The organism is Clostridium amylolyticum, assembly GCF_900142075.1.
Classification (GTDB): Bacteria; Bacillota; Clostridia; order Clostridiales; family Clostridiaceae; genus Clostridium_AA; species Clostridium_AA amylolyticum.
Genome location: NZ_FQZO01000007.1, coordinates 226994 through 249415 on the forward strand (window position 1 = coordinate 226994; position 22422 = coordinate 249415).

26 protein-coding genes are annotated in these 22422 nt (G+C 32.6%); 7 read left to right on the top strand and 19 right to left on the bottom strand.

All coding sequences use genetic code 11. From position 1 onward, the window contains the following. Positions 1–182: 182 nt before the first annotated feature. The 13 genes from BUA82_RS20780 to BUA82_RS16015 all read right to left on the bottom strand — a co-directional run bounded on the left by BUA82_RS20780 (position 183) and on the right by BUA82_RS16015 (position 11334). The gene (locus BUA82_RS20780) at positions 183–320 is read right to left on the bottom strand and encodes an OadG-related small transporter subunit (RefSeq protein WP_178140745.1); all 138 of its coding nucleotides are present in this window, start codon (positions 318–320) and stop codon (positions 183–185) included. Positions 321–415: 95 nt separating this feature from the next. Continuing rightward, positions 416–1552, bottom strand: coding sequence for a sodium ion-translocating decarboxylase subunit beta (locus BUA82_RS15960; protein ID WP_073010511.1), 1137 nt, complete (start codon positions 1550–1552; stop codon positions 416–418). Positions 1553–1575: 23 nt separating this feature from the next. After that, a complete protein-coding gene (locus BUA82_RS15965; RefSeq protein WP_073010514.1) occupies positions 1576–1950 on the bottom strand; it encodes an acyl-CoA carboxylase biotin carboxyl carrier protein subunit in 375 nt (124 codons plus the stop codon). A 32-nt stretch (positions 1951–1982) separates the two neighbouring features. Continuing rightward, complete coding sequence (locus tag BUA82_RS15970; RefSeq protein WP_073010518.1) at positions 1983–2186, bottom strand: hypothetical protein; 204 nt, start codon at positions 2184–2186, stop codon at positions 1983–1985. 22 nt (positions 2187–2208) lie between these two features. Next, complete coding sequence (locus tag BUA82_RS15975) at positions 2209–3609, bottom strand: oxaloacetate decarboxylase subunit alpha (RefSeq protein ID WP_073010521.1); 1401 nt, start codon at positions 3607–3609, stop codon at positions 2209–2211. Between the two features lie 135 nt (positions 3610–3744). Further along, positions 3745–4290: a citrate lyase holo-[acyl-carrier protein] synthase gene (gene citX, locus BUA82_RS15980; protein ID WP_178140754.1), complete on the bottom strand. Its 546-nt coding sequence runs from the start codon at positions 4288–4290 to the stop codon at positions 3745–3747. A 28-nt stretch (positions 4291–4318) separates the two neighbouring features. Further along, a complete protein-coding gene (gene citF, locus BUA82_RS15985; protein WP_073010525.1) occupies positions 4319–5851 on the bottom strand; it encodes a citrate lyase subunit alpha in 1533 nt (510 codons plus the stop codon). Further along, positions 5841–6740: a citrate (pro-3S)-lyase subunit beta gene (gene citE / locus BUA82_RS15990; RefSeq protein ID WP_073010528.1), complete on the bottom strand. Its 900-nt coding sequence runs from the start codon at positions 6738–6740 to the stop codon at positions 5841–5843. The genes citF and citE overlap by 11 nt, the downstream gene beginning before the upstream one ends. Continuing rightward, positions 6740–7039, bottom strand: a complete 300-nt coding sequence (citD, locus tag BUA82_RS15995) for a citrate lyase acyl carrier protein (RefSeq protein ID WP_073010531.1) — start codon at positions 7037–7039, stop codon at positions 6740–6742. Before citD ends, citE begins: the two co-directional genes overlap by 1 nt. A 13-nt stretch (positions 7040–7052) precedes the next feature. Then, positions 7053–8096 carry a [citrate (pro-3S)-lyase] ligase gene (gene citC / locus BUA82_RS16000; protein WP_073010534.1) on the bottom strand — a complete coding sequence of 348 codons (1044 nt, stop codon included), beginning with the start codon at positions 8094–8096 and terminating at the stop codon, positions 7053–7055. A 119-nt stretch (positions 8097–8215) separates the two neighbouring features. Beyond that, complete coding sequence (citG, locus tag BUA82_RS16005; RefSeq protein ID WP_242948991.1) at positions 8216–9091, bottom strand: triphosphoribosyl-dephospho-CoA synthase CitG; 876 nt, start codon at positions 9089–9091, stop codon at positions 8216–8218. A gap of 54 nt (positions 9092–9145) precedes the next feature. Continuing rightward, positions 9146–9841: a GntR family transcriptional regulator gene (locus BUA82_RS16010; RefSeq protein WP_073010539.1), complete on the bottom strand. Its 696-nt coding sequence runs from the start codon at positions 9839–9841 to the stop codon at positions 9146–9148. 179 nt (positions 9842–10020) lie between these two features. Further along, complete coding sequence (locus tag BUA82_RS16015; protein WP_083599989.1) at positions 10021–11334, bottom strand: CitMHS family transporter; 1314 nt, start codon at positions 11332–11334, stop codon at positions 10021–10023. 243 nt (positions 11335–11577) lie between these two features. On the opposite strand from BUA82_RS16015, the gene BUA82_RS16020 reads away from it, so the two are divergent. The 4 genes from BUA82_RS16020 (at position 11578) to BUA82_RS16035 (ending at position 16450) form a co-directional block, all read left to right on the top strand. Beyond that, the gene (locus tag BUA82_RS16020) at positions 11578–12270 is read left to right on the top strand and encodes a response regulator transcription factor (RefSeq protein ID WP_073010545.1); all 693 of its coding nucleotides are present in this window, start codon (positions 11578–11580) and stop codon (positions 12268–12270) included. 54 nt (positions 12271–12324) lie between these two features. Further along, positions 12325–13377, top strand: coding sequence for a sensor histidine kinase (locus BUA82_RS16025; protein ID WP_073010549.1), 1053 nt, complete (start codon positions 12325–12327; stop codon positions 13375–13377). Between the two features lie 354 nt (positions 13378–13731). Beyond that, entirely contained in the window at positions 13732–14499 is a 768-nt protein-coding gene (locus tag BUA82_RS16030) for an ABC transporter ATP-binding protein (RefSeq protein WP_073010554.1), read from the top strand. Continuing rightward, positions 14486–16450, top strand: coding sequence for an ABC transporter permease (locus BUA82_RS16035; protein WP_073010557.1), 1965 nt, complete (start codon positions 14486–14488; stop codon positions 16448–16450). The genes BUA82_RS16030 and BUA82_RS16035 overlap by 14 nt, the downstream gene beginning before the upstream one ends. A 146-nt stretch (positions 16451–16596) precedes the next feature. On the opposite strand, the gene BUA82_RS16040 is transcribed toward BUA82_RS16035, so the two are convergent. After that, a complete protein-coding gene (locus tag BUA82_RS16040; RefSeq protein ID WP_073010560.1) occupies positions 16597–17055 on the bottom strand; it encodes a DUF3888 domain-containing protein in 459 nt (152 codons plus the stop codon). A 301-nt stretch (positions 17056–17356) separates the two neighbouring features. After that, positions 17357–18046: a Crp/Fnr family transcriptional regulator gene (locus BUA82_RS16045; protein WP_073010564.1), complete on the bottom strand. Its 690-nt coding sequence runs from the start codon at positions 18044–18046 to the stop codon at positions 17357–17359. Between the two features lie 92 nt (positions 18047–18138). Between BUA82_RS16045 and BUA82_RS16050 the strand changes: the two genes are divergently transcribed. Both BUA82_RS16050 and BUA82_RS16055 read left to right on the top strand, forming a co-directional pair. After that, a complete protein-coding gene (locus BUA82_RS16050) occupies positions 18139–18561 on the top strand; it encodes a DMT family transporter (protein ID WP_073010567.1) in 423 nt (140 codons plus the stop codon). A gap of 11 nt (positions 18562–18572) precedes the next feature. Continuing rightward, on the top strand, positions 18573–19037 hold the full coding sequence (locus tag BUA82_RS16055) for a DMT family transporter (RefSeq protein WP_073010571.1): 465 nt from the start codon (positions 18573–18575) through the stop codon (positions 19035–19037). Between the two features lie 94 nt (positions 19038–19131). On the opposite strand, the gene BUA82_RS16060 is transcribed toward BUA82_RS16055, so the two are convergent. Then, entirely contained in the window at positions 19132–19383 is a 252-nt protein-coding gene (locus tag BUA82_RS16060) for a kinase to dihydroxyacetone kinase (RefSeq protein ID WP_073010575.1), read from the bottom strand. 216 nt (positions 19384–19599) lie between these two features. On the opposite strand from BUA82_RS16060, the gene BUA82_RS16065 reads away from it, so the two are divergent. After that, positions 19600–20295, top strand: a complete 696-nt coding sequence (locus tag BUA82_RS16065; protein WP_073010578.1) for a YjjG family noncanonical pyrimidine nucleotidase — start codon at positions 19600–19602, stop codon at positions 20293–20295. 120 nt (positions 20296–20415) lie between these two features. Here BUA82_RS16065 and BUA82_RS16070 read toward each other — a convergent pair whose 3' ends face one another. The 3 genes from BUA82_RS16070 to BUA82_RS16080 form a co-directional block, all read right to left on the bottom strand. Further along, the gene (locus tag BUA82_RS16070) at positions 20416–20607 is read right to left on the bottom strand and encodes a hypothetical protein (protein WP_073010581.1); all 192 of its coding nucleotides are present in this window, start codon (positions 20605–20607) and stop codon (positions 20416–20418) included. 191 nt (positions 20608–20798) lie between these two features. Next, positions 20799–21650, bottom strand: a complete 852-nt coding sequence (locus BUA82_RS16075; protein ID WP_073010585.1) for a pentapeptide repeat-containing protein — start codon at positions 21648–21650, stop codon at positions 20799–20801. Between the two features lie 138 nt (positions 21651–21788). After that, positions 21789–22319: a GNAT family N-acetyltransferase gene (locus BUA82_RS16080; protein ID WP_073010589.1), complete on the bottom strand. Its 531-nt coding sequence runs from the start codon at positions 22317–22319 to the stop codon at positions 21789–21791. Positions 22320–22422 lie beyond the last annotated feature (103 nt).

Here is a 22422-nt window from a genome sequence, read left to right on the forward strand (position 1 = left end):
AAATTGGTTAAAGTTATTTTCACTAAATTTCTTTATATAAGGATAAAAATAAAAAGCACCCCCCAAATAAATGAAGTACACCCAAAATATTAAATGTAATTATATAACATTTCCATTTTTTAGGTGCACACCAATAAGGTTTAGTGCTTTAATTTCCTCTTATTATTTTTTCACTTTTGTGCCTACTTACCTGGGAAGACTTTTAGCAGGATCTTTATGGCTAGGAATATTAAGGATAGAACTATGAAAATTCCACCCATTCCAAATGCCATAATTTTTAGCCCCTCTAAAAATACTGGCAGATTATTAGTTATATTCATATTCACTCATCATCTCCTAATTTATTAGTGAAAAACTCTTAGTTGAAAAGTATTGGCTTAAAAATCCTTGTACAAAAACCTTTCGTACTTTAGTTTTAAGCAAAATATGCTAGAATAAGTCCACCAGCTATTACGGAGGCTATCTGTCCTGCTACGTTTGCTCCTACGGCATACATAAGTACAAAGTTTTGAGGGTCTTCTTTTTGTGCCATCTTTTGTATAACTCTTGCAGACATAGGGAAAGCTGAAATTCCTGCAGCACCTATCATTGGATTCATAAGCTCTTTTCCTGTAGCTTTTCTAAATACATTAATTAATTTTGCAAATAAAACTCCACCAATGGTGTCAAAGATAAAGGCTATAAGTCCGAAACCAATGATTAGTAAGGTTTTAAATTGTATAAATTCTTCTCCAGTCATCTTTGTGGCAATGGTAATTCCAAGCAAAATAGTAACTATATTAACCAATTCATTTTGAGCTGTATTAGATAGTCTATCTAAAACTCCACATTCTCTTAATAGATTTCCAAACATTAAGAATCCTATTAAAGGCAACGATATAGGAGCTACCAAACCAGCTATTATGGTTATTACTATTGGAAATAATATCTTAGTAGTTTTAGATACACTTTCTGCATTGTATTTCATTCTTATGCCACGTTCTTTTTTAGTGGTAACAAGCTTTATTGCAAAAGGTTGGATTATAGGCACTAATGCCATATAAGAATAGGCAGCAATGGTTACAGGACCTATAAGGTTATAGGCTAACTGACTGGTTACAAATATGGAAGTTGGTCCATCTGCAGCACCTATAATGCCTATGGAAGCTGCTTCTCTTATGTTAAAGCCTCCAAAAAGTCCTGCTATACATATGGTAAAGAATATTCCAAACTGAGCTGCTGCTCCAAATAAAAGCATGAAAGGGTTTTGTAGTAAAGGTCCAAAGTCTATCATGGCACCTATACCTATAAAGATTAAGAGTGGAAACATTTCTGTAGCTATTCCACCGTTAAACAAGAAGTCTAATATTCCCTCAACCTTTGTACCTCCCACCATTTGTGTTAATACTCCAGTTCCAGGGAAGTTAACTAATATGGCTCCAAAGCCCATAGGTAGAAGTAACGCTGGTTCATACTCCTTTTCTATAGCTAGATATATTAAAATTCCACCTACTATCCACATTATGATTTGTTTCAAAGTCAAAGACATAATTCCTTGTATTAATATTCCCATTTGTATTTCTCCTTCCTGAGCGGTTAAGCTATGACTACAAGGGTATCCCCAGGGTTTACGGTTTGTCCTTTAGTAACATTTACATTTGTAATAGTTCCATCTACAGGAGATACTATCTCATTCTCCATTTTCATTGCTTCTAGTATAACTAACAGATCACCTTTCTTTACTGCCTGACCTGGATTTACAGCTACATTTAAAATGGTTCCAGGCATTGGCGCTTCAATAACCTCTCCTTTTGCACTGATAGCAGAATTATTTTGTGAGGTGCTATTAGATGGTGTGTTATTTCCTCCTGCAGCAATTTTGTTAGTTTGTGAAACTGCAGTTTCTTCTGTCACTTCTTCCATCTCTACTTCATAAACTTTATTGTTTAATTTTATAATATACTTTTTCATTGTATGTCCACCTTCCTATGTAATTAAGATTATTACTTAATCCTAGTAATTTTTGAAATATGAAAATATGAATTAGGTTTATCTTCTGAAGCCATAATAGATGCTGCCAGGGCCACTACCACTTTATCTTCTTCATCTATCTCAAGTTCTATGGGATTTGTCACCTTATCTTCCGCCATAGCTTGTGGTGCTTCTTCTTTCTTAAAAATATTGCTTAGCTTGCTTAGTATACCCATTTTTTCACCACCTTTATCATTACTACATTGTCACTGTAATATAATGTACTATGTCTTCTTCCTTTTTATCTTCCTTAAAGTCACCTTTTAATCTATCTTCAAAGAACTTCTTAGCAACTTGTGGAAATAAAATATAAGATAATACATCCTCAAAGGAAGCAGCTAAATCACCAATTTCTTCTTTATACTTTTCAATGCCAGGTTCTAAAAGGTCAGCTGGTCTTACAGTTATAACTTCTTCATTTCCTATAATCTTTTCTTTTATGGTTTCATTAATAGGTGCTGGTGAACGGCCATAAAGTCCCTTTACATATTCCTTTATTTCTTTTGGCACCATTTTATATCTTTCCCCAGCTAAAACATTAAATACCGCTTGTGTTCCTACCATTTGACTAAGTGGTGTAACTAGAGGGGGATATCCTAAATCTTCTCTAACCCTTGGTATTTCTTTTAATACCTCTTCATATTTATTTAAGGCACCTTGCTGCTTTAATTGAGATAATAAATTAGAAAGCATCCCTCCTGGTACCTGATAGGTTAAGGTCTTAGGTTCCACATCCATAACCCTTGGGTTAAAGATTCCATTTTCTCTATACTTTTCTTTTATAGGTTTAAGGTACTCTGCTATTTCGTTCAATAAATTTATATCTAACCCTGAAGGTCTTTCACTTTGACTCAATGCTACTACCATGGACTCAGTAGCTGGCTGAGAGGTCCCTTCAGCAAAAGGTGACATGGCTGTATCAATAATATCCACTCCTGCTTCCACCGCCATCATATATGTCATTGAAGCAATTCCGCTAGTGCAGTGAGTATGTAATTCTATAGGAACATCAACAGCTTTTTTTAGCTCAGTAACCAATTCTTTAGCTGTATAAGGAGTTAATATCCCTGCCATATCCTTTATACAAATAGTATCTGATCCTAATGCAACCAATTCTTTAGTTAAATTTACATAGTATGGAACTGTATGTACAGGGCTAATGGTATAGCTGATAGCGCACTGACAAATGGCTCCAACCTTTTTAATAGCCTTTATGGAGGTCTCCATATTTCTTACATCATTAAGAGCATCAAATACCCTGATAATATCTATTCCATTTTCCACAGACTTTTCAATGAAAGCTTCTACCACATCATCTGGATAGTGCTTATAGCCTAAAAGGTTCTGTCCTCTTAGAAGCATTTGAAGCTTTGTATTCTTAACCCTCTTACGAATTTCCCTTAATCTTTCCCAAGGATCTTCATTAAGAAAACGAAGGCAGGCATCAAAGGTTGCTCCACCCCAAACTTCCAGTGCATAATACCCTACTTTATCCATTTTTTCTAGTATGGGCAGTATTTCTTCTGTGGTTAATCTAGTGGCAATGAGAGATTGATGTCCATCTCTTAATGCAGTTTCTGTTATCTTTACTGGATTCACTACTTCTTCACTCCCTTGTTTAAGTTTCTTCCTTGCAAAGCCAAGAGTTTTATGTAATTATGAAGCTCTTGGCTTTACAAAGAAGTACACTACCATATCCAATAAAAAGAATTAGATGTGGTTACTTATTGTAAATTAATTGTTTTTAATGCTATTAAAATATTCTAATGCCATGTCCTCTATCTTATAGATTAATTCTTTTACGCTATGATTTCTACTCCTGCTGCAAAAAAAAGCATTCTGGTGACACAGCAAGCACTCTCTTGGACTCATTCCCATTTCTTCTCTTGAAAGCTGGTGTTCTAGTCCTTCCCACACATCGAAATCATAAACTCTCCCTAAAGGGTGTTTATCTTCAATTTCTATAGTAATAGACTTTAAAGCCTTAGCTTCTTTTTCAAGAATAGCAAAATACTCTGGCCCACTGTTAGTATAACTCACTTCTTCTACTATTATTTTAGCCTGGTTATTTTTTATAGCTATTTTAAATTCCTTGATTCCTTCATCAAATATGGATTTTATAAGCGGGTTATACTTCACTGGGCCTGGTATATTAAGCTTAAAAGATACCAAGGTATTACCAAAATTATTTAAAAGATATCTTTGACGCTGCTGTCTTATTTCTCTAGCCTTTAAAATATCCTGTAAACTTTGCTCTTCCCCTTGAAAGTATATCCCCACTATAAAACCCTCCTTTGTTGATGATATATTATTTTACTTTTCTAACTACGTCTATTATACTACCATCTCTGTATTCTACCACTGCAATAACTTCATCTTCATATTCTATCTTATCTGGAGTGCCTACGATGCTGATAGATTTTTCGTAAAGTTCTTCTATGGTGTACACAGGGATATCGCCATTTTTATAAATTTCCATTAAATCCTTTCTTCTTGGATTTATGGCAATACCAATCTCTGTTACTAACACGTCTATGCTTTCTCCTGGAGTAATAACCGTATTCACTGAATCCACTACGCAGGGAATTCTTCCTCTTACTAGAGGGGAAACTATAACAGTTAACTTAGCACAAGCTGCGGTATCACAGTGTCCGCCGGAAGCGCCTCTTAAAACTCCATCGGAACCTGTCATAACATTTACATTGAAGTCTTTATCTATTTCCAAAGCAGATAACACAACTACATCTAATTTGTTTGCTATACAACCTTTATTGTGTGGGTTAGCATAAAAAGAAGCATCTATTTCATGATGCATGGAATTCTTAGATATAGATTCCACTGCTGTTAAATCAAAATCTTGAACGTCAAAAATATTCTTGATTAAACCTTCTTCATGCATTTCTATCATAGGTTTAGTTATTCCACCTAAAGCAAAGCTGGCTTTAACATTGCTTTTTATCATTTCTTCCCTTATAAATCTGCTTACAGCTAAGGTAGATCCACCAGTACCGGTTTGTAGTGAAAATCCTTCTTTAAAGTAAGGAGACTTGGTGATAACTTTACTTGCATACTCAGCTATTAAAAGCTCTTTTGGATTTTTAGTATATCTAGTAGCTCCAGAAACTATACCTGATGGATTTCCTATTTCCTCTACCTTTACCACATAGTCTACCTTTTCTTGACTGATGCTTGCAGGCATATTGGGGAAATCCACTAGGCAGTCTGTGATGATAATCACTTTATCGGCATACTCTGCATCTATCTTTGCATAACCTAAGGAACCACAGTTAGCTTTTCCGCCGGTGCCGCTGGCATTACCATATTCATCGCAGGAAGGAGCTCCTAAAAATGCTACATCTATCTTTATATCTCCAGCTTCAATGGCTCTAGCTCTTCCTCCGTGAGATCTTATAATTACAGGCTCTTTCATTAATCCCTTGGAGATTTCTTCTGCTAATTCTCCTCTTAAACCACTAGTGGTAATTTTAGTGATTACCCCATTCTTTATGTGCTCTATTAATGGACTATGCACTCCGCTTAAGGAACTGGAGGCCAAGGTTAAGTTCTTTATACCCATAGCAGCTATGATATCCACCACTTTATTTAATATATAGTCCCCTTCTCTAAAGTGATGGTGGAAGGATATGGTCATTCCATCTTTTAAATTGCATTTATTTATAGCCTCTTCTAGACTTTGTAATAATTTTTCTTCTCCTGGTTTTACAGCTTTTACTTTAGTAGCTGCTTTTATAATCCTCTCATTATGAGCAAAAGCTCCTTGAAATAAGCCTTTATCCTTTATAATTTCTTCTGGAATCTCTCTTCCTATACTATTTTTCATCTTCCAAAACCTCCTTGTAAACCCCTGCAGCACTAGCTAGTTGCAGTACTCTTTCCGCTCTTTCTACAATAGGCTTGTCTATCATTTTTCCATTTAGAGATATAACCCCTAAACCTCTTACTTCAGCATCCCTAGCTGCTTTTTTAACAGCTATAGATTTTCTTATTTCTTCAGGAGTGGGTGTATATATTTCATGTACAGGTTTTATCTGTCTAGGATTTATAACGGATTTGCCGTCAAAGCCTAATTGCTTAATAAGCTGAACTTCATTTCTGAAGCCTTCTTCGTTGTCTACATCAGAATAAACAGTATCTAAAGCATAGATTCCTGCTGCTCTAGCTGCAATTATTATTTGGCTTCTAGCTCCAAAGAGTTCTTGTCCATTAGGATATCTCTTAGTTTTTAAGTTAGTTACATAGTCTTCTGCTCCTAAAGCCATGGCTATAAGTCTTGGGCTTGCTGTGGCAATGTCATAAGCATTTATTATACCTATAGGGCTTTCTATAGCTGCCATCATCTTTGTGCTTCCTACTTCTCTATGGCACTTTCTTTCTACTTCTTCAATGACTTTTTCCACTTCAAGGATGTCTTCTCTTCTTTCTGTCTTTGGCAATCTAATTACGTGTACTCCTGCTCTTACCACAGCTTCTATATCTTCTCTTCCAAAAGGAGTATCTAGTCCATTTATTCTTACCACTAGCTCTGTATTACCATAATCTATAGTTTTTAAAGCATTGTACACTAGAAATCTCGCTGAATCCTTTTCTGTTATTGCCACTGCATCTTCTAAGTCAAACATTAAAGAATCTGCTCCGTAAATATATGCTTCCTTTACCATGCTTGGATTGCTTCCTGGAACAAACATCATGGTCCTTCTTAAACGTTCCATTATTCCATCGCCTCCCAATTGTATTTTTCTTTTACTCCTGCTGCTCTGTGCGCTGCACATTGCACCCTGGCTTTTATGGTACAATCTAAAGCACCTTTATCTGTAGCTATAACTTTTATATTATCCATTTCTAACCCTTCTAAGGTTGCTTGGATTAAATTTCTTATTTGTCTTCCAAACTGCTTTTCCACAGTACTTTTTAGTTCTATTTCAATTCCTGCTTCTTCCTTTGGTTCAATGATGATTTGAATATCACTGGACTCTAAGGTTCCTGCTAGAGCATTATTTATAGCTTTCATCTTCCTTTTCCTCCTAATGTCTCGAATAGTTTTTCTTAATTCTTTCAACTAACACTTTTGCTTCTTCAGATTTAAAATAATTATAGGTAGTAATAGGAACTAAATTTTTTATATCTTCCAACTTATCTTCCCTTATAAATTGTCTTACTTTGGAAGCGCTGATGGCAGCACCGTTTTCAGTACGCCTTGGGATTATATTGCATTGAAGCCCTTGCTTTTCAAGCTCTTCCTTCATTACCTGATTATAGGTTCTAGTAACCTCATCATAAGGTTCTTCTCCTACATATCTCTTTTTAATACCTAAGGCTGGAGCTATGTGGTTACAGAAGATTTTTAGATCTAATTTGGCATGAAGCTCTACCACACTGTCTTCCTCTTTAATAAAGTAGGATGGAAAGCTGGCACTGGATATAATATAATCTCCTGTTTCATGAAGAATGACATTTTTTAAATGGCTTGTTCCTTCCTTCACCAACTGGTACCTGGTATAAAAAGGAATTACTGAAGCCTCTTCAGAAACCACAAAAATATGCACTGCATCATTTTCTGAAGCAGCTTTTTCTACGAGGCTCTGATGGCCTAAAGTGAAAGGATTTGCATTCATAACTATGGCTGCTATTCTATTTCCCTGAACCTTTTTAAGGGATAACTTTTCTAGGTATTCCTTGATTCCCCTTGGCCTATTTTCCATAAACACTAAGGAATCATCTACTCTCTCTATCTCATAAAAGCCCATGTCCAGGAAGCTTTTTGCGGCACTGCCTTTGGTGTAAAGAAATAAGCTGGTATAACCACGTTGATACTGCTCATTTATTAAATGAGACACCACTTTATTCATGATACCCAAGCCTTGGTATTCTTTTTTTACCGCTAAGCATCTTAAGGTATTTTTTAAAAATGCCCCTGTGGCTATAAGCTCATCCTTATGATAAATCCCCATGGTGTAATCTAAGTTTTTATCCAATCTTATACCTTCATTGTTTAAAAATAACTCTAGTGCCTCTTTTTCAGAAGTATATTCTAAAAATATTCTCTCTTCTCTTAACTCATAATCCATTTTCTTATACAATTCCTTTCAAAGGGAAAGTTTAGCGCTATACTTTTCTCATTTAATTATATAAGAAGTATTATGCCCGCTAAAGTTTTTTAGGTGTACTTTAGTGTATTTTAGGTGTTCTAAAACAGAAATCCTTCTATCATAGCTAAAAAAATGCTCACAGAAAGAAGGTCCGCAGATCCACCGGGACTTATATTCTTTTCTATGAAATCTTTATTTATATCTTCTATCTTTTCTTTAAAGGCTGGCTGACAAGTACCTCCTTGAGCTAGAAAAGCTTTGGCAGTGTCCTTTGTATATTGAAGTCCTTCTATCCCTGCCCTGGTAATAACATTAGTATCGTCATTCTCAGCCATTAGACGAAAAAGTATCTCAATAAACAGTTCATTTAAAGGCAGGTGTTTTGAGACTTTCCATTTCATTAATAAGGGTAAAACATTTTTTTGTATGGTACTAAAACCTGACTCCACTTCTCCTCTTATACCCTTTAAACCAAAATCTTTGTACAGTTTTTCTCCATGGGTAAGCTCCGTTTTATTATGGATATTTTCAAAGTCTTTGGTGGTGAGATTTTTTGCCATAGCTTTAACCTCATTACAGAGGTTTAAGATGGTAAGGTTAGAATTTTTATCTTTTTCATAAAGCTTTCCTACTGCTGCACAAAGGATTCCCATGGAAAAGATCATACCTTTATGGGTATTTACCCCACTGGTAGCCTGAAACATGGCTTTTTCACAGTGCAATCCTGGCTTTCTTATGTTATCCAATAGTTTTGTACTATCTTCTTCTTTAAAGGAAAGGCCTTCTAATATACATTCATAAAACCCTCTATATAATACAGAGCTGCTAGCCATAAATGTATAAAAATCCATATCCTTGTGAGCACCGTTATTATCCCTATCTACCAAGCCTGGCTTTGGAGTGGTGCTTACTTCGTATAATACCGCCCTTTGTGCTAATGAAGCATAATAGTGTGCAAATTCTTCTGTTTTCAAGTTTCCTCCTATTATTACCTGGGTACTTAAGTCCTTATATTTTAAAATCATTAATTACTTATCAATTCCTTGAGCTCTAATTTCATTAATAACTATTTCCATAGAAAATTGCAAATGCCTTTTTATAATTTCATCAATATCTTTATGGTTCTTCTCCACAATGGCATTTAAAATTTCTCTGTGTTCCTTTAGTCCTTTTTCTCTTCTTTTATTTTCGGACATAGAAATATCTCTAAATCTTTTCAGGTATTCTGAAAGCTTGCTTATCATGGTAACCAGCCTCTTCATCCTGCTTGCTTCATATATCTGTGCATTAAATTCTGCAAATAACCTCACAACTTCTTTCACATTACCCTGGTTATTCATCTCCTCAGTTAAATCTAATAGATCTTGAATTTTCTTTATTTCTTCAGGAGTAATATTTTCCATGGCTTCTTCTGCAGCTAGAACTTCTAGATTTGCTCTTATCTTATATATCTCTATAACTTCTTCTACAGTAATCTTTTTTACCACTATACCTTTTCCCGGAATTGACTTTACTAATTCTTCCATTTCTAATCTTCTTAAAGCATCTCTCACTGGTGTCCTGCTTATGTTAAGCTTATCTGCAAAAACTTTTTCTACAATTCTTTCTCCTACAGGTATTACACCCTTTATGATATTTTCTCTTAAACATTCGTATACAATTTCCCTTATGGGCTTATCTTGATTAAAATTTATGCTTTTAAGAATTTTGTCCATATACTCCATGGTAAATGATTCCTCCCTACTATAAATAAATTTTTCATACACAATTTATTATCTCTATATATACTCTAGTTTATAGCAGCCTGCGGTATATAGGAATATAGAATTTAAATATAGTTTATATAAATGCTGTGCCAAAGACTGGCACAGCATTTCTCAAGTAGAATTTTATGGTTATGATATTATAGTGGGAAGGCTCCGGTGGCTACTGCTGCCCCTACGAATATTAAGAAAATGCCTATAGCCCATTTTGCAGAATGTCTCTGCCATTCTCCCATATCTACTTCTGTTAATTGCATTAATAAATATATGAATGCAACTAGTGGACTTAATAGATGGAATGCTTGTCCCATACATGATGCAACACCGATTTGTAAGTTTGTGAAGCCATAAGCTGCACCAGTCTTAGCAAGGATTGGAAGCACACCATAATAGAATGCATCATTGGATAGTAAGAAAGTACCAGGTATACTAATAATAGCTGTAATGAATGGGAAGTGTGATCCTAAGGATTTAGGTATTAAGTTAGTCAAGCTTAAAGCAATAGCTTGCGCCATTCCTGACTCTGTTAATATTCCCATAAATATACCAGCTGCAAGTACCATAATTATAACTTGAATAGCGCTTCCTGCATGGTGTTCTATAAGTTCTCTTTGTAATTTTAGTGATCTATAGTTTATCATAAGTGCTAAAGCTGTTCCCATTTCAAAGATAACTACTGCTGGAAGTGTTCCTTTAACCAGTAAGAAAACCACTAAAAGTGTTAAAATTAAGTTTACCCATATAAGTTTTGGTCTTTTTAAAGCTATCTCTTCGTCAGAAAGCTCTGCTTCTGATGCTGCAGAAATCTCTGCTAAAGCTTTTTCATCGAAAACTCTGTTGCCTAATCTCTTACGTTCTTTCTTTCCAAGGTAGTATGCTACGAATATAACATATATCACTGCTAATATCATTCCTGGCACTAAAGGTCTTAATATTTCTCCACCTTCAAGGTTTAAGGCTGACATTATTCTTGCAGTAGGTCCACCCCAAGGCAAAAGGTTCATAATGGAGTTTTGTAGTATTATGATGGTTGCTAAATAAAGTAATTTAAGATCAAGTTTTTTGTAAATTGGCACTAAAGCTGAACAGCAGATCATAGTAGTAGTTGTTCCATCACCGTCTAGGGATACCACTGCAGCTAATATAGCTGTTGCTACAAGAATTCTAACTGGGTCTCCTTTAGTTTTCTTAATTGCCCAGTTTACTAATGGATCAAATAGTCCAACATTTATCATAAGTCCAAAGAAAAGGATTGCAAAAAGCAGCATAGCAGCTGTAGGTGCAACACTACCAATACCTGTCTTACAGAACTTTCCTATTTGTTCAAGACTAAAGCCCCCTATAAGAGCAAATGCCACAGGAACCAAAATCAAAGATGTCATGGCAGACATTTTTTTTGTCATTATCAAAACCATAAAGGTAATAACAATTCCGTAACCTAAAAAAGTTAACATAATAAGAACACACCCCTTTATATATTTGTAAACGTTTTTTTAAGAGACATAATTATAATATAGTTAGCTAACTTATATTAATTATATAGAGGTACATTTACAAGTACAATATCTTATTACCATATACTTCCATAAATTATGTATTTTGAGTGTTCTTTTTTAATATAGTCTACTTGCCAAAAATATAATGTTTTTATGGTAAAATCTAAGTATGATAATAAAGCAATTAAAAGAGGTGGAAAAATGTACCTTATAATGATAGTTGAGGATGATAAAAAATTAGGTGCTCTTATGCAAAACCATATGGAACGTTATGGATATAGTACTTATTTAGTAGAGGACTTTTCTAATATTAAAGGAGAATTCATTAAAAATAAACCCGATGTTGTGCTTATGGATATTAACCTTCCCTATTATGACGGATTTTACTGGTGCAGACAAATAAGAGAATTATCTAATGCGCCTATAGTTTTTGTATCTGCCAGAGAAACTGATATGGATCAGGTTATGGCCATAGAAAATGGTGGAGATGATTATATAACCAAGCCCTTTTCCTATGACCTGCTTTTAGCAAAGCTTAAAGGGGTTATAAGAAGAGCCTACGGAAGCTATTCGGAATACGTAAATAATGAAATCTACGAATTAAGTGGATTATTTATATATATCAATGAAAATTCCATAGAATATAAGAATAAGAAAATAGAACTTAGCAAAAGAGAGTTTCATCTTTTATACTGCCTTGCAAAAAATATAAATAAAATAGTATCTAGAGAAACGTTATTAGAAGCTTTATGGAACGATACAGAGTTTGTTGACGATAATACCTTATCTGTAAATATAACAAGGCTTAGGAAAAGGTTAGAGGATATAGGTATAAAAGAGGCTATTGAAACTAAACGTGGTCAAGGTTATATGCTTATTAATAATTGGAATTAGTCATGCTTATTTGATTTACAACTGCTTTTAATATATTTTAAGATGGTGAAATTTATGAAATTAAAAGACTTTATTAAGGATAGATTAAAATTTGCTATTATATACTTTATGAATACCTTTTTAGTTATCTTGGTGCTGTATCTCACCTTAGTTATAAATAAAATAAAAATAAAAGAAAATAATATACTTTATGCTATACTTCTTTCTATATCATTATTTGCAATTTTTTTAATATACGATTATTACAAAAATAAAAGTTTTTATAAGCATCTTAATAACCTTCTCAAGGCTGAAGATGATTTAGATTACATATTAAACATAGGTAATACTGCCAATAGAGAGCAAGAAATGTATAAAGAAGTTTTAATTAAAGCTTATAAAGTCTTTGAAGGAAGATCTTTAAGGCATGAAGATAATCATAAAAAATATATTTACTTTATAAATCAATGGGTGCATCAAATGAAAACTCCTGTATCTGTAATAAATCTTATTGTCCAGGAGCATATAAACGAAGAAAATAGAAAAGTTCTTGACAGTATCTATGAAGAAAATGAAAAACTGTCTCATGGACTGGATATAATGCTTTATAATGCTAGGATTAATGACTTCAACATTGATTTTAATGTAGTGGATTTGAACCTAGTGCAAATAGTGAGAAAAGTAATTAATGATAATAAAAAGCCTCTTATAAGATATAATATCTTTCCAAGAATCAACAACACCGATGATATAAATGTTAACACCGATGAGAAGTGGCTTTATTTTGTTATAAATCAAATTCTTAATAATGCCATTAAATACTCAAAAAGTAAAAATAAAGAAAAAAGGTTTATAACTTTTACCATGGAAGAAGAAGCCTCTAAAGTTATTCTTTCTATAAGCGATGAAGGTATTGGTATACCTAAAGAGGATTTAAACAGGATATTTCAGCCTTTTTTCACTGGGAAAAATGGAAGGGAAACTTCCGAGTCCACTGGTATGGGTATGTATCTTTCTAAAAAAATATGTGAACATCTGGGTCACGAACTATTAGTAGAATCTTCACAAAGAAAAGGAAGTACTTTTTCTATAGTTTTTTATAAAGGAAAGAATCTATTTAGACTCTAGTATTTAAGATTATGCATATCTACATTGTTCTTTCTATAATTCCTTTGATAGAAAGCTTTCAATATTGTAAGGTTAATTTTAAATTTGAAAGAGAAATCCATACATTGGTTTCTCTATTTTTTTTATAATGTATATAGATTAAGGAATGATACCATTTCACATTTAAAGAAATACAATCATTCTTTTTATCTGATCGCTACCATTGCTAACCCCCCCATCTTCTATCAAAGTGGGGGATAAGCACTGCTACGCGCCTAGATAAGTTCTTCTAAGATTCAGATGGGGTCAAAAAACAAACCCCACCTGAACCTAAGAATCACTTGATTAAATTTTATATAGGAAAGGAATGATACTATGTCAGTTTTAAAAGCTGAAAATATAACTAAAATTTATGGTGATAAAAGAGGAGGTCTGAAGGTTAAAGCCTTGGATAAGTTTAGCATTAACATTGAAAAAGGTGAATTCGTAGGTGTAATGGGACCTTCAGGCAGCGGTAAAAGTACCCTTTTAAATATACTAGCTACCATAGACTCTCCCAACTCTGGAGAACTTTTTATAAACGGTGTAAATCCTACAAGTTTAAATGAAAAAGAAAGCGCCTTGTTTAGGAGAAGAGAGCTTGGATTTATATTTCAGGATTTTAATCTCTTAGACACCTTGTGCATAAAAGAAAACATTATCCTTCCTTTGGTTTTAGACAAACTTAAGGTAAAAGACATAGAAAAAAGGGTGGAAGATATAGCTTCTCTCTTGAATATAAAGGATATTCTAGAGAAGAGACCTTATGAAACTTCAGGGGGACAGCAGCAAAGGGCAGCCTGTGCCAGAGCACTTATCCATAATCCTTCTATTATTCTAGCTGATGAACCTACAGGCAACCTAGATTCTAAGGCTTCTCAAGATGTTATGGAGTCTTTAACCCATCTCAATACAGAAAAGAATGCTACTATTATGATGGTTACTCACGATCCCTTTGCCGCTAGCTTTTGCCATAGGATAATAATGATTAAGGATGGAAAATACTTTTTAGAAATAGTAAGAGGAGGCACAAGGCAAGCTTTCTTTAAAGAAATAGTAAATTCCCTGACATTGTTAGGAGGAAAATATAATGACATTGCGTAATATTGCTTTAAAAAATATAAAAGGTAACTTAAATAAATATGTAATGTATTATTTAAGCAACACCTTAGTGGTAATGATTTTCTTCATATTTGCAAACTTTATATTTAATCCTGAGATTAATAACGTAAAAGTTATGGGAAGCATTGGAGCTTTGGCTTCTAGGGTTATGTTACTTTGTGAGTTTTTAATAATAATTTTCACCTTGGTTTTCACTATATACTCCTTATCCAACTTTTTAAAAAGCAGAGAAAAAGAGTTTGGACTTCTTTCCATGTTTGGACTTACAAAAAGAGAAATAAGAAGCTATGTTATGTTTGAAAATATTATAGTGTCCATAGTTTCTATAGCTACTGGTTTGTTACTGGGAATATTATTTTCCAAACTATTTTTTATGGCTATTGCAGCTATTTTAACTTTGGACCAGGAAATTCCTTTTAATATATCATTAAAAGCACTCCTTATCACAGTAATATCCTTTATAACTTTATTTCAAGGCATAGCCTTTATAACCAGCTATAAGATTAAAAACAACAATATAATTCAGCTATTAAAAGGAGAAAGAGTTGCAAAGCCAGCTCCTAAATTCTCAACTTTTAAAGCTATTTTATCCATACTACTTATTGCAGCAGGTTACATTATGTCTATATATTCTGGTACAGCAATTATATTTACTATGTTTCCCATATTAGCTGTTACTGTGCTGGGAACTTATCTCTTATACTCTCAATTTAGCGTGTTTTTTACCAACAAGCTTCAGAATAATAAAGGTGTTTACTATAAAGGCATTAACATGATAACCTTGTCCCAAATTATATATAAACTAAAGGATAATGCTAGGATACTATTTATAGTTTCCATACTAGGAGCAGTAACCTTAACCGCTTCTTCCAGCGTATATTCTTTTCAAAAAAGTCTTCAAACAGGTCTTACTTTAAACTATCCTCAGGATATAAGTTTTATTGAACAAGGAGAGGATTCTCACAAAGTAATACCTCCTGAAACCGTGGAGGATATATTAAAAAAAGGCGGGCATGAAATAAATCATAAAAACAAACTTATTCTTCTAAAAGCCCATAATGCTGCTTTTCCTACTAATAGTGATTCCTCAAAGGATAATAACCTTACAAATAAAAAAGATTTTTATATTATAAGCATCAAAGATTACAACCTATTAGCTAAACAACAAAAAAAACCTGCTATTGCCTTAAAGGATGAAGAAGCAGTTATTCATTCTTACAGCTTCATGGGTCCTAAGGAAGTAAAATTATTTTCTAACTCAGATACAATAAATGTACTGGTGGAAGAGCAAAAGAAAAGCTGGAAGATTAAAGAGGAAATTAGCGGTGGAATAATAAATGCTGATGCAAAAAACACTAATACTATTGTAATTTCTGATGAAGAATTTAATAAGCTATTAAATAAAGTCCATGAAGATAAAGTACTTACTTACTATAGCTATAATATGAAAAATTGGATGAAATCTGCAAATGAGGTATCAAAAATAAAGTCCATGGTACCAAAGGAACAGCAAAAAGCCTTTACGGAAAGAGTGGTAGACTTTTCCGCATTAATGAAGGGTATGTCCTTATTCTTCTTCATAGGAACTTTCATAGCAGTGCTATTCTTCATAGCCACAGGAAGCATATTATACTTTAAACTATTTAATGAAATCCAAAAAGATAGGCAAGAATTTATATCCTTAAAAAAGATGGGTATGTCCCAAGAAGAAGTGAAAAAAATAATAAGCGCTCAATGTTTCATACTATTTTTCCTCCCCTTCGCCATATCCTTCAGCCACACTTGCTTTGCCATCAAAGCCCTAAGCAATCTTTTAGGAGGAAACTTAACCCTATACTTAATGACCATAGTATCAATATACCTAGCACTGCAAATTATTTTTTATACCTTCTCCAAAACCATGTACACCAAGCAAATCAACCACTGGCAGTAAGAGGCTTTATGTGTGCAGAGGAAGTTACATTATCAAGAATTCAATACATTAAACAAGGTAAGGGAGCTAGTATAGCCTAGTTTCTCTTACCTTGTTTAATAATAGAATTAATTAAAACTTTTCCCATTGAAATTAACTAAATCCAGTTAATATGGCTTCTTTATTATATGCTGCCAATTCCATGGCAGCGGATAACTTTTTATATGCTCAAACTTTTTAACCTTAACGCTTCCAAAGGCTCCAGTCTCAATTATTATTCTATCATCCCCCACAATATTAACAGGACCAACAAATGGGTGTACTATAACTTCTAATTGAATTAAATATCCACTATCCCTTTTAACACTTACTATATCCACACTATAGGGAAATATTATGGGTAATTCACTTAAATATTCTTTATAATAATTATTAATTTCTTGTTGCATATATGGAATTAGTAATGAAATGACCATATCTTTATATATTGCTTCCTTTGAGTTTTCAGATGCTTTGCTTTGTTCAATCTCAGTCCTTGGTTTTACAGTTATTTCACTAGCATAACATGGTATAGTAAAAGTTGTTATGAATGTTATAAAGAATATAAAACTCATAATTTTTTTCAATAGTATCACCTCTTACAAATCTTCTCAAAATAGTTTTTGTTAATAATTAGATTTATATTCTGAAAATGCAAAGTGATACTAAAATGGGAGGCTTATTCTGAATAATAAATAATCTCAATAAATGTCTATAAAAATCTTTCAAACTTTATTTTAAATTAGTATTCAAAAAGAAGTTCACAGTTCCCCTTTTCTAAGCAATGATGGAATAAAAGCAAAAATATTTAATATTGGAATAATTAAAAGTGACAGAGGCATGTACACTGCTATCTCCATTAAACTCATCAATGGAATATAAATAGAATTAAAGAGATTTTATATACAAGTTTTTAGATAACTCACAAAGCCTCTCCTCATCTAAGATATATACTTTTTTATTCTCGTACTTTATAATTGATTCTTCCTCAAGCTCTTTAAAGGTTCTATTTAAGTGCTTATAACTTGTTCCTAAAAATTGAGCAATTTCTTTTAAGGATGAATTTAAATCTATATAATTTCTATCTGTTATATGCTCTACTAAATAGCTAGATAACCTATTAATAAGTGGATATACAAAGTTGTATGAACTATTATTAATGGTGGCATAAAGTTTGTCGCTTAAAGAGTCTATTAAATGGTGTAAAAACTTTAGGTTATTTAAATAATCTTTTCTAAGTATGTCTACTGGTATTCCTATCAAATAAGTGTCTTCTACAGCATCAATATTACAGAGTATAGGAATGTTTTTTAAAAGCTCTAAATCTCCTATGGAAATAAAATCTTTATAAAACTTCAAAAACATGGACTTACCATTTTCAAAAAGATAAGAAATTTTGATTTTTCCATGCACAAGCAAATAATAATATTCAAGATTACACTGTGCTTCTAATATATATTCATCTTTTTCATAAAAATGAAGTTGTGCATGTTTTAATATATCCTTATCTAATATATCTTCTATATTATGCTTATCAATATAATGGCTTAAAAGTTTATTGTCCAAAATTCTTCTCATAATCTCTCCTTAATATCTCATATGTCATATACAGCTTTATATAAATATTGTAATTTATTTATAAGATGCAGTAAATCATAGGAGGTATTTATATGTATAAAAACTTAGCTCTTATAAACGGTGTTATACTTGCTATTATGGTTTTCTTTAACGGGATGCTAGCAGGTATAACAGGACCTTATATGAGTACGCTAATATTTCATATGCTAGGATTTATACTCATTATAATTATATCTATAATAAAGAAAAATAAGTTTTCAAATTTAAAAGACTTACAACCCATCTTTTTCTTATCAGGTGTACTAGGTGTTATAACTATACTCTTAAACAATTTGTCTATACCTAGAATAGGGGTAACCCTTGTTACAGGAGTAAGTTTATTTGGACAAATTGTAATGTCTAGCTTAGTAGAACATTTTGGATTGTTTGGAATGCCAGCTAATAGATTTAAGAAAGAAAAAACCTTAGGGTTTTCAATGATTTTACTTGGAATAATAGTGATGATCACTATGTAAGGAGGGAAAAAATGATATATATATTCTTAGCTTTTCTAACTGGGATAACAATAGTTATGAATATGATGCTAAATGGAAAGCTTGCTTTAAAAGAAGGCATGATAAATGGAGTTATTATAAACTATTTTATGGCTACCATATCATCTATTATACTCTGTGCTATTATGTTGGAATCCATGCCATCTTATTGGGCTATAAAGTCTGTTCCCCTGCCATATTTTTTAGGAGGTTTATTGGGAGTTTTTACCACCTATATGTTTAACATTATAGTGCCAAAAGTACCAGCGGTATATATCGTTATACTTCGCTTTATAGGTCAAATCCTTACAAGTGCTATTATAGATTATATATATTTAGGCATTTTTTCTAAGGGTAAGGTGATTGGTGGACTATTGTTTCTCATAGGGCTTATAATCAATGCAAAAGTTGATAATAAATATGCTGAAGTTAATTATTCATTAAATAAAAATTATTAAAGATATTATAAATTATAAGATTATGCTTTAAGTCAGTGTTGATAAACAAAACGGACAAGTCCGTGCTTGTCCGTTTTAGCATTATATTTATTGCTTAACCTTGAAGGCCATTGGCTTGTCGTTCCATGTTTTCTATAACAACATCATGTATATCACCTAAGGAAGCACAATATTCAAGCACTTTCCATGGGGTATTTGTGTGAAAATGTATTTTTATAAGTTCATCATCTCCCACTGCAAGTAAACAATCACCTTCAATGTTCTTTGTAATATAATCATTTATGTCATCTTCTGAAAGATTTTCTCCTTCAATTAATAACTGTGTATCAAATTTGTATTCAAGCATAATTACTCTCCTTCTCTTTTTTACAAATTTACTGCTTATATATCAGTTAAGTAAAAGTCTAACTCACAATATAATAACAAATATTAGTTAGTTTCTATACTCTATTATACATAACTTGTAGATAAATAATCCAGTGAATATTGATAAATTATTACCTATAAGGATTAAAAAATTGTATTATATAACTAGTAGAATAACTATTTTAGGAGGATTCTTATGAAATACCAAGTGATAATATTTGATGCAGACGAGACTCTATTTGATTTTAAAAAGTCTGAAAGAGAAGCTCTTAAAAATACCATGGTTGAATTTCATATAGATTACTATGAAAAATACCATTTAAAAATATACCAAGATATAAATTCAGCTATATGGAAAGATTTCGAAAATGGACTTATTACCCAGGAAAAATTGAAGGTAGAAAGATTTAAAAGATTATCCCGCAGCCTAAAGGTTGACTTTGATGAAGTGAAATTTGCACACTCCTATATGAAACATTTATCCAATGCATCCTTTTTATATGATGATAGCATCAGCCTTGTGGAGAGCCTTTATAAAGATTACAGGCTTAGTATCATTACCAACGGCCTTACAAAGGTTCAAGATAAAAGGATAAGAAAATCAATTATTGCAAAATATTTTGAGGACATAGTAATCTCGGAAGAGGTAAAGGTATCAAAACCAAGCCCCAAAATATTTGAGTACGCATTAAACAATTTAAATTATAAGGACAAGAGTAAGGTGTTAATGGTAGGTGATAGCTTAACCTCTGATATACAAGGAGGAATAAACTTTAGCATTGATACCTGTTGGTTTAACCCTTGTAAATCTGCAAATGAAACAGGAATAAAACCAACTTATGAGATCTCTAACTTAATGGAACTTAAGGACATGCTACTAGCAGCCATATGAGTTATAACTTATTGTGGGCAGAAGGACAAGATTATGCACATCCCAAATTTGCATTCTAAAACTTTTTCTTCCACTTGGAATTTCTGCCCTTACCTACAACTTCTATCTTTCCTTGAGACTTTAATTTATCAAAACCCCTGATGATTCAGCACTTTGTATTACTACAATCTCTTTTAATTTATTAAGCATTTGAGGTGACTGTCTCTTATATAACTCTTGTTTTCCTTTATATTTATTTATAGCAGTTAACATCCTTACTAAATTCATAGGTAAAACTATATAGTTCAACTTATTATTTTCAAAAAATTTCACGGCATCATCTCCTTAAAATCATTATTATCATTTTAGATCAATAATTATCATTTATACCTATAATGATAATATTTATATACTAATTATTATAATAAGATCAAAATAAACATTATCATTTAATCACATATGATAATGTTTATTTCCACAAAGCATTTAATGTTTATCAAATTTATGTGTAATTTATGAGTTAATTACTTTGACCAATAATCTGGGCGAACTATCATCATAGGAAGCTTTGTTTGAGAATCTCCTTTAGCTGTATTTATCTGGGCTTGAGTAAGGAATATGCTATTTGTAAGATTAGCTCCGCTAAGATCCGCATCTCTTAAATCGGCCCCAATAAGGTCCGCAAAGCTTAAATCAACAGCTCTAAGATTTGCTGCAATAAGACATGCTCCTCTTAAGTCTGCACCTCTCAAATTAGTTTTTCTTAAGTCTGCCCCAAAATAATCTGACTTCCGAGAATTTATATTCCTGCTTCTTGAATTATGGTTTCTTCCACCTTCAGCTTTACTACGTACTAGCTCACTGGTGCTTTTAAGCAGACTGTTAACCTTATTTCTATGCTCTGCAACATCTAGAGCTAATAAGGAATTAACTTCAAGAAGGGTAAGGCTCTCAGTGTCCTCTATAAACAACCTTATCTCCTCCTTAATACCCTGATCAGTTTGAAGAATAAATGCTTCAGAAAGGTACCATAGCATTTCATGAAGCTGTCTCATAATCAAGAAAGCTTGAAACATCTCATCAGCAGATTCAGGAGCTTGTCGCCAATCTCGTCCGCGAAAAGTAACTTGAGCTACCTTTTGCCCAGCACCAAAACAGTCATAGGCCGTGCAACCCTTAAGACCCTTTTTCCTAAGACTTTTGTGAACAGAGCAAGTAAAGTCTGATTGCAGGTTTATGCAAGGCTTGCCAGCATCTTTATTGGTGGGAAACCCTTCCGAAGCTGAAAAGTACAAGGCTACACAGCATAATCCAAAACAATTTTTACAATCAACTCTCAACTCTTTATTACGTTTATCTTCATATGTATATATCATATTCATTTACCTCATATTTAAAAAATACAAATGCCTAAAATATTTATAGTTCATATCTATTAATTCGATATTTGCGCTTTAATATTTCAATTGCTTCTTGCCTTTTTATTATACATTCCTCATATTCACATTTATATATTAAAACGATAATTTTTCTAAATTTAATTCATAATATAATAGTTCTACACCAAAATGCTTTGCCATACCTTTATATTCAAACCCGATTTTCTTAATAACATTACTTGATCTATCATTGTTTGGGTAAGCTAATGCAACTATAGGATTTAGCTTAAAGTTTTCAGAAAAAAATTTAATTGCGGCCATGGAAGCTTCAGTAGCATAACCCTTTCCCCAAAACTTACTGTCAAAAGCATATAAAAGTTCTGTTTCTTTAGTATCTTCAAGAATATTAAATCCACACTGGCCTATAAGTTCATTAGTCTCTCTATTTATTACAGCCCAAACTCCATAATCATTTAGAGCCCAATGTCTTTCAAAGTATTTCATGACACGTTTAACATCTTCCGGACTTTTTCTTTTTCCATTTCCAAGCCACATACTAACTTCTTCCTGCTTTAAAATGTCATAATAGCTTTCAAAATCATCATCCTTAAATCTTCTTAGAAGTAATCTATCAGTATAAATCTCATTAAATTTATCATTGTTCATTTTTAATTACCGTTGCCAAAAATCTATAAAAATCTATAATTCTTGTTTAATTCCCTGTTCAACGTGTCCGATTTTGTAATTCAAGAGAATATACTACTTTCGT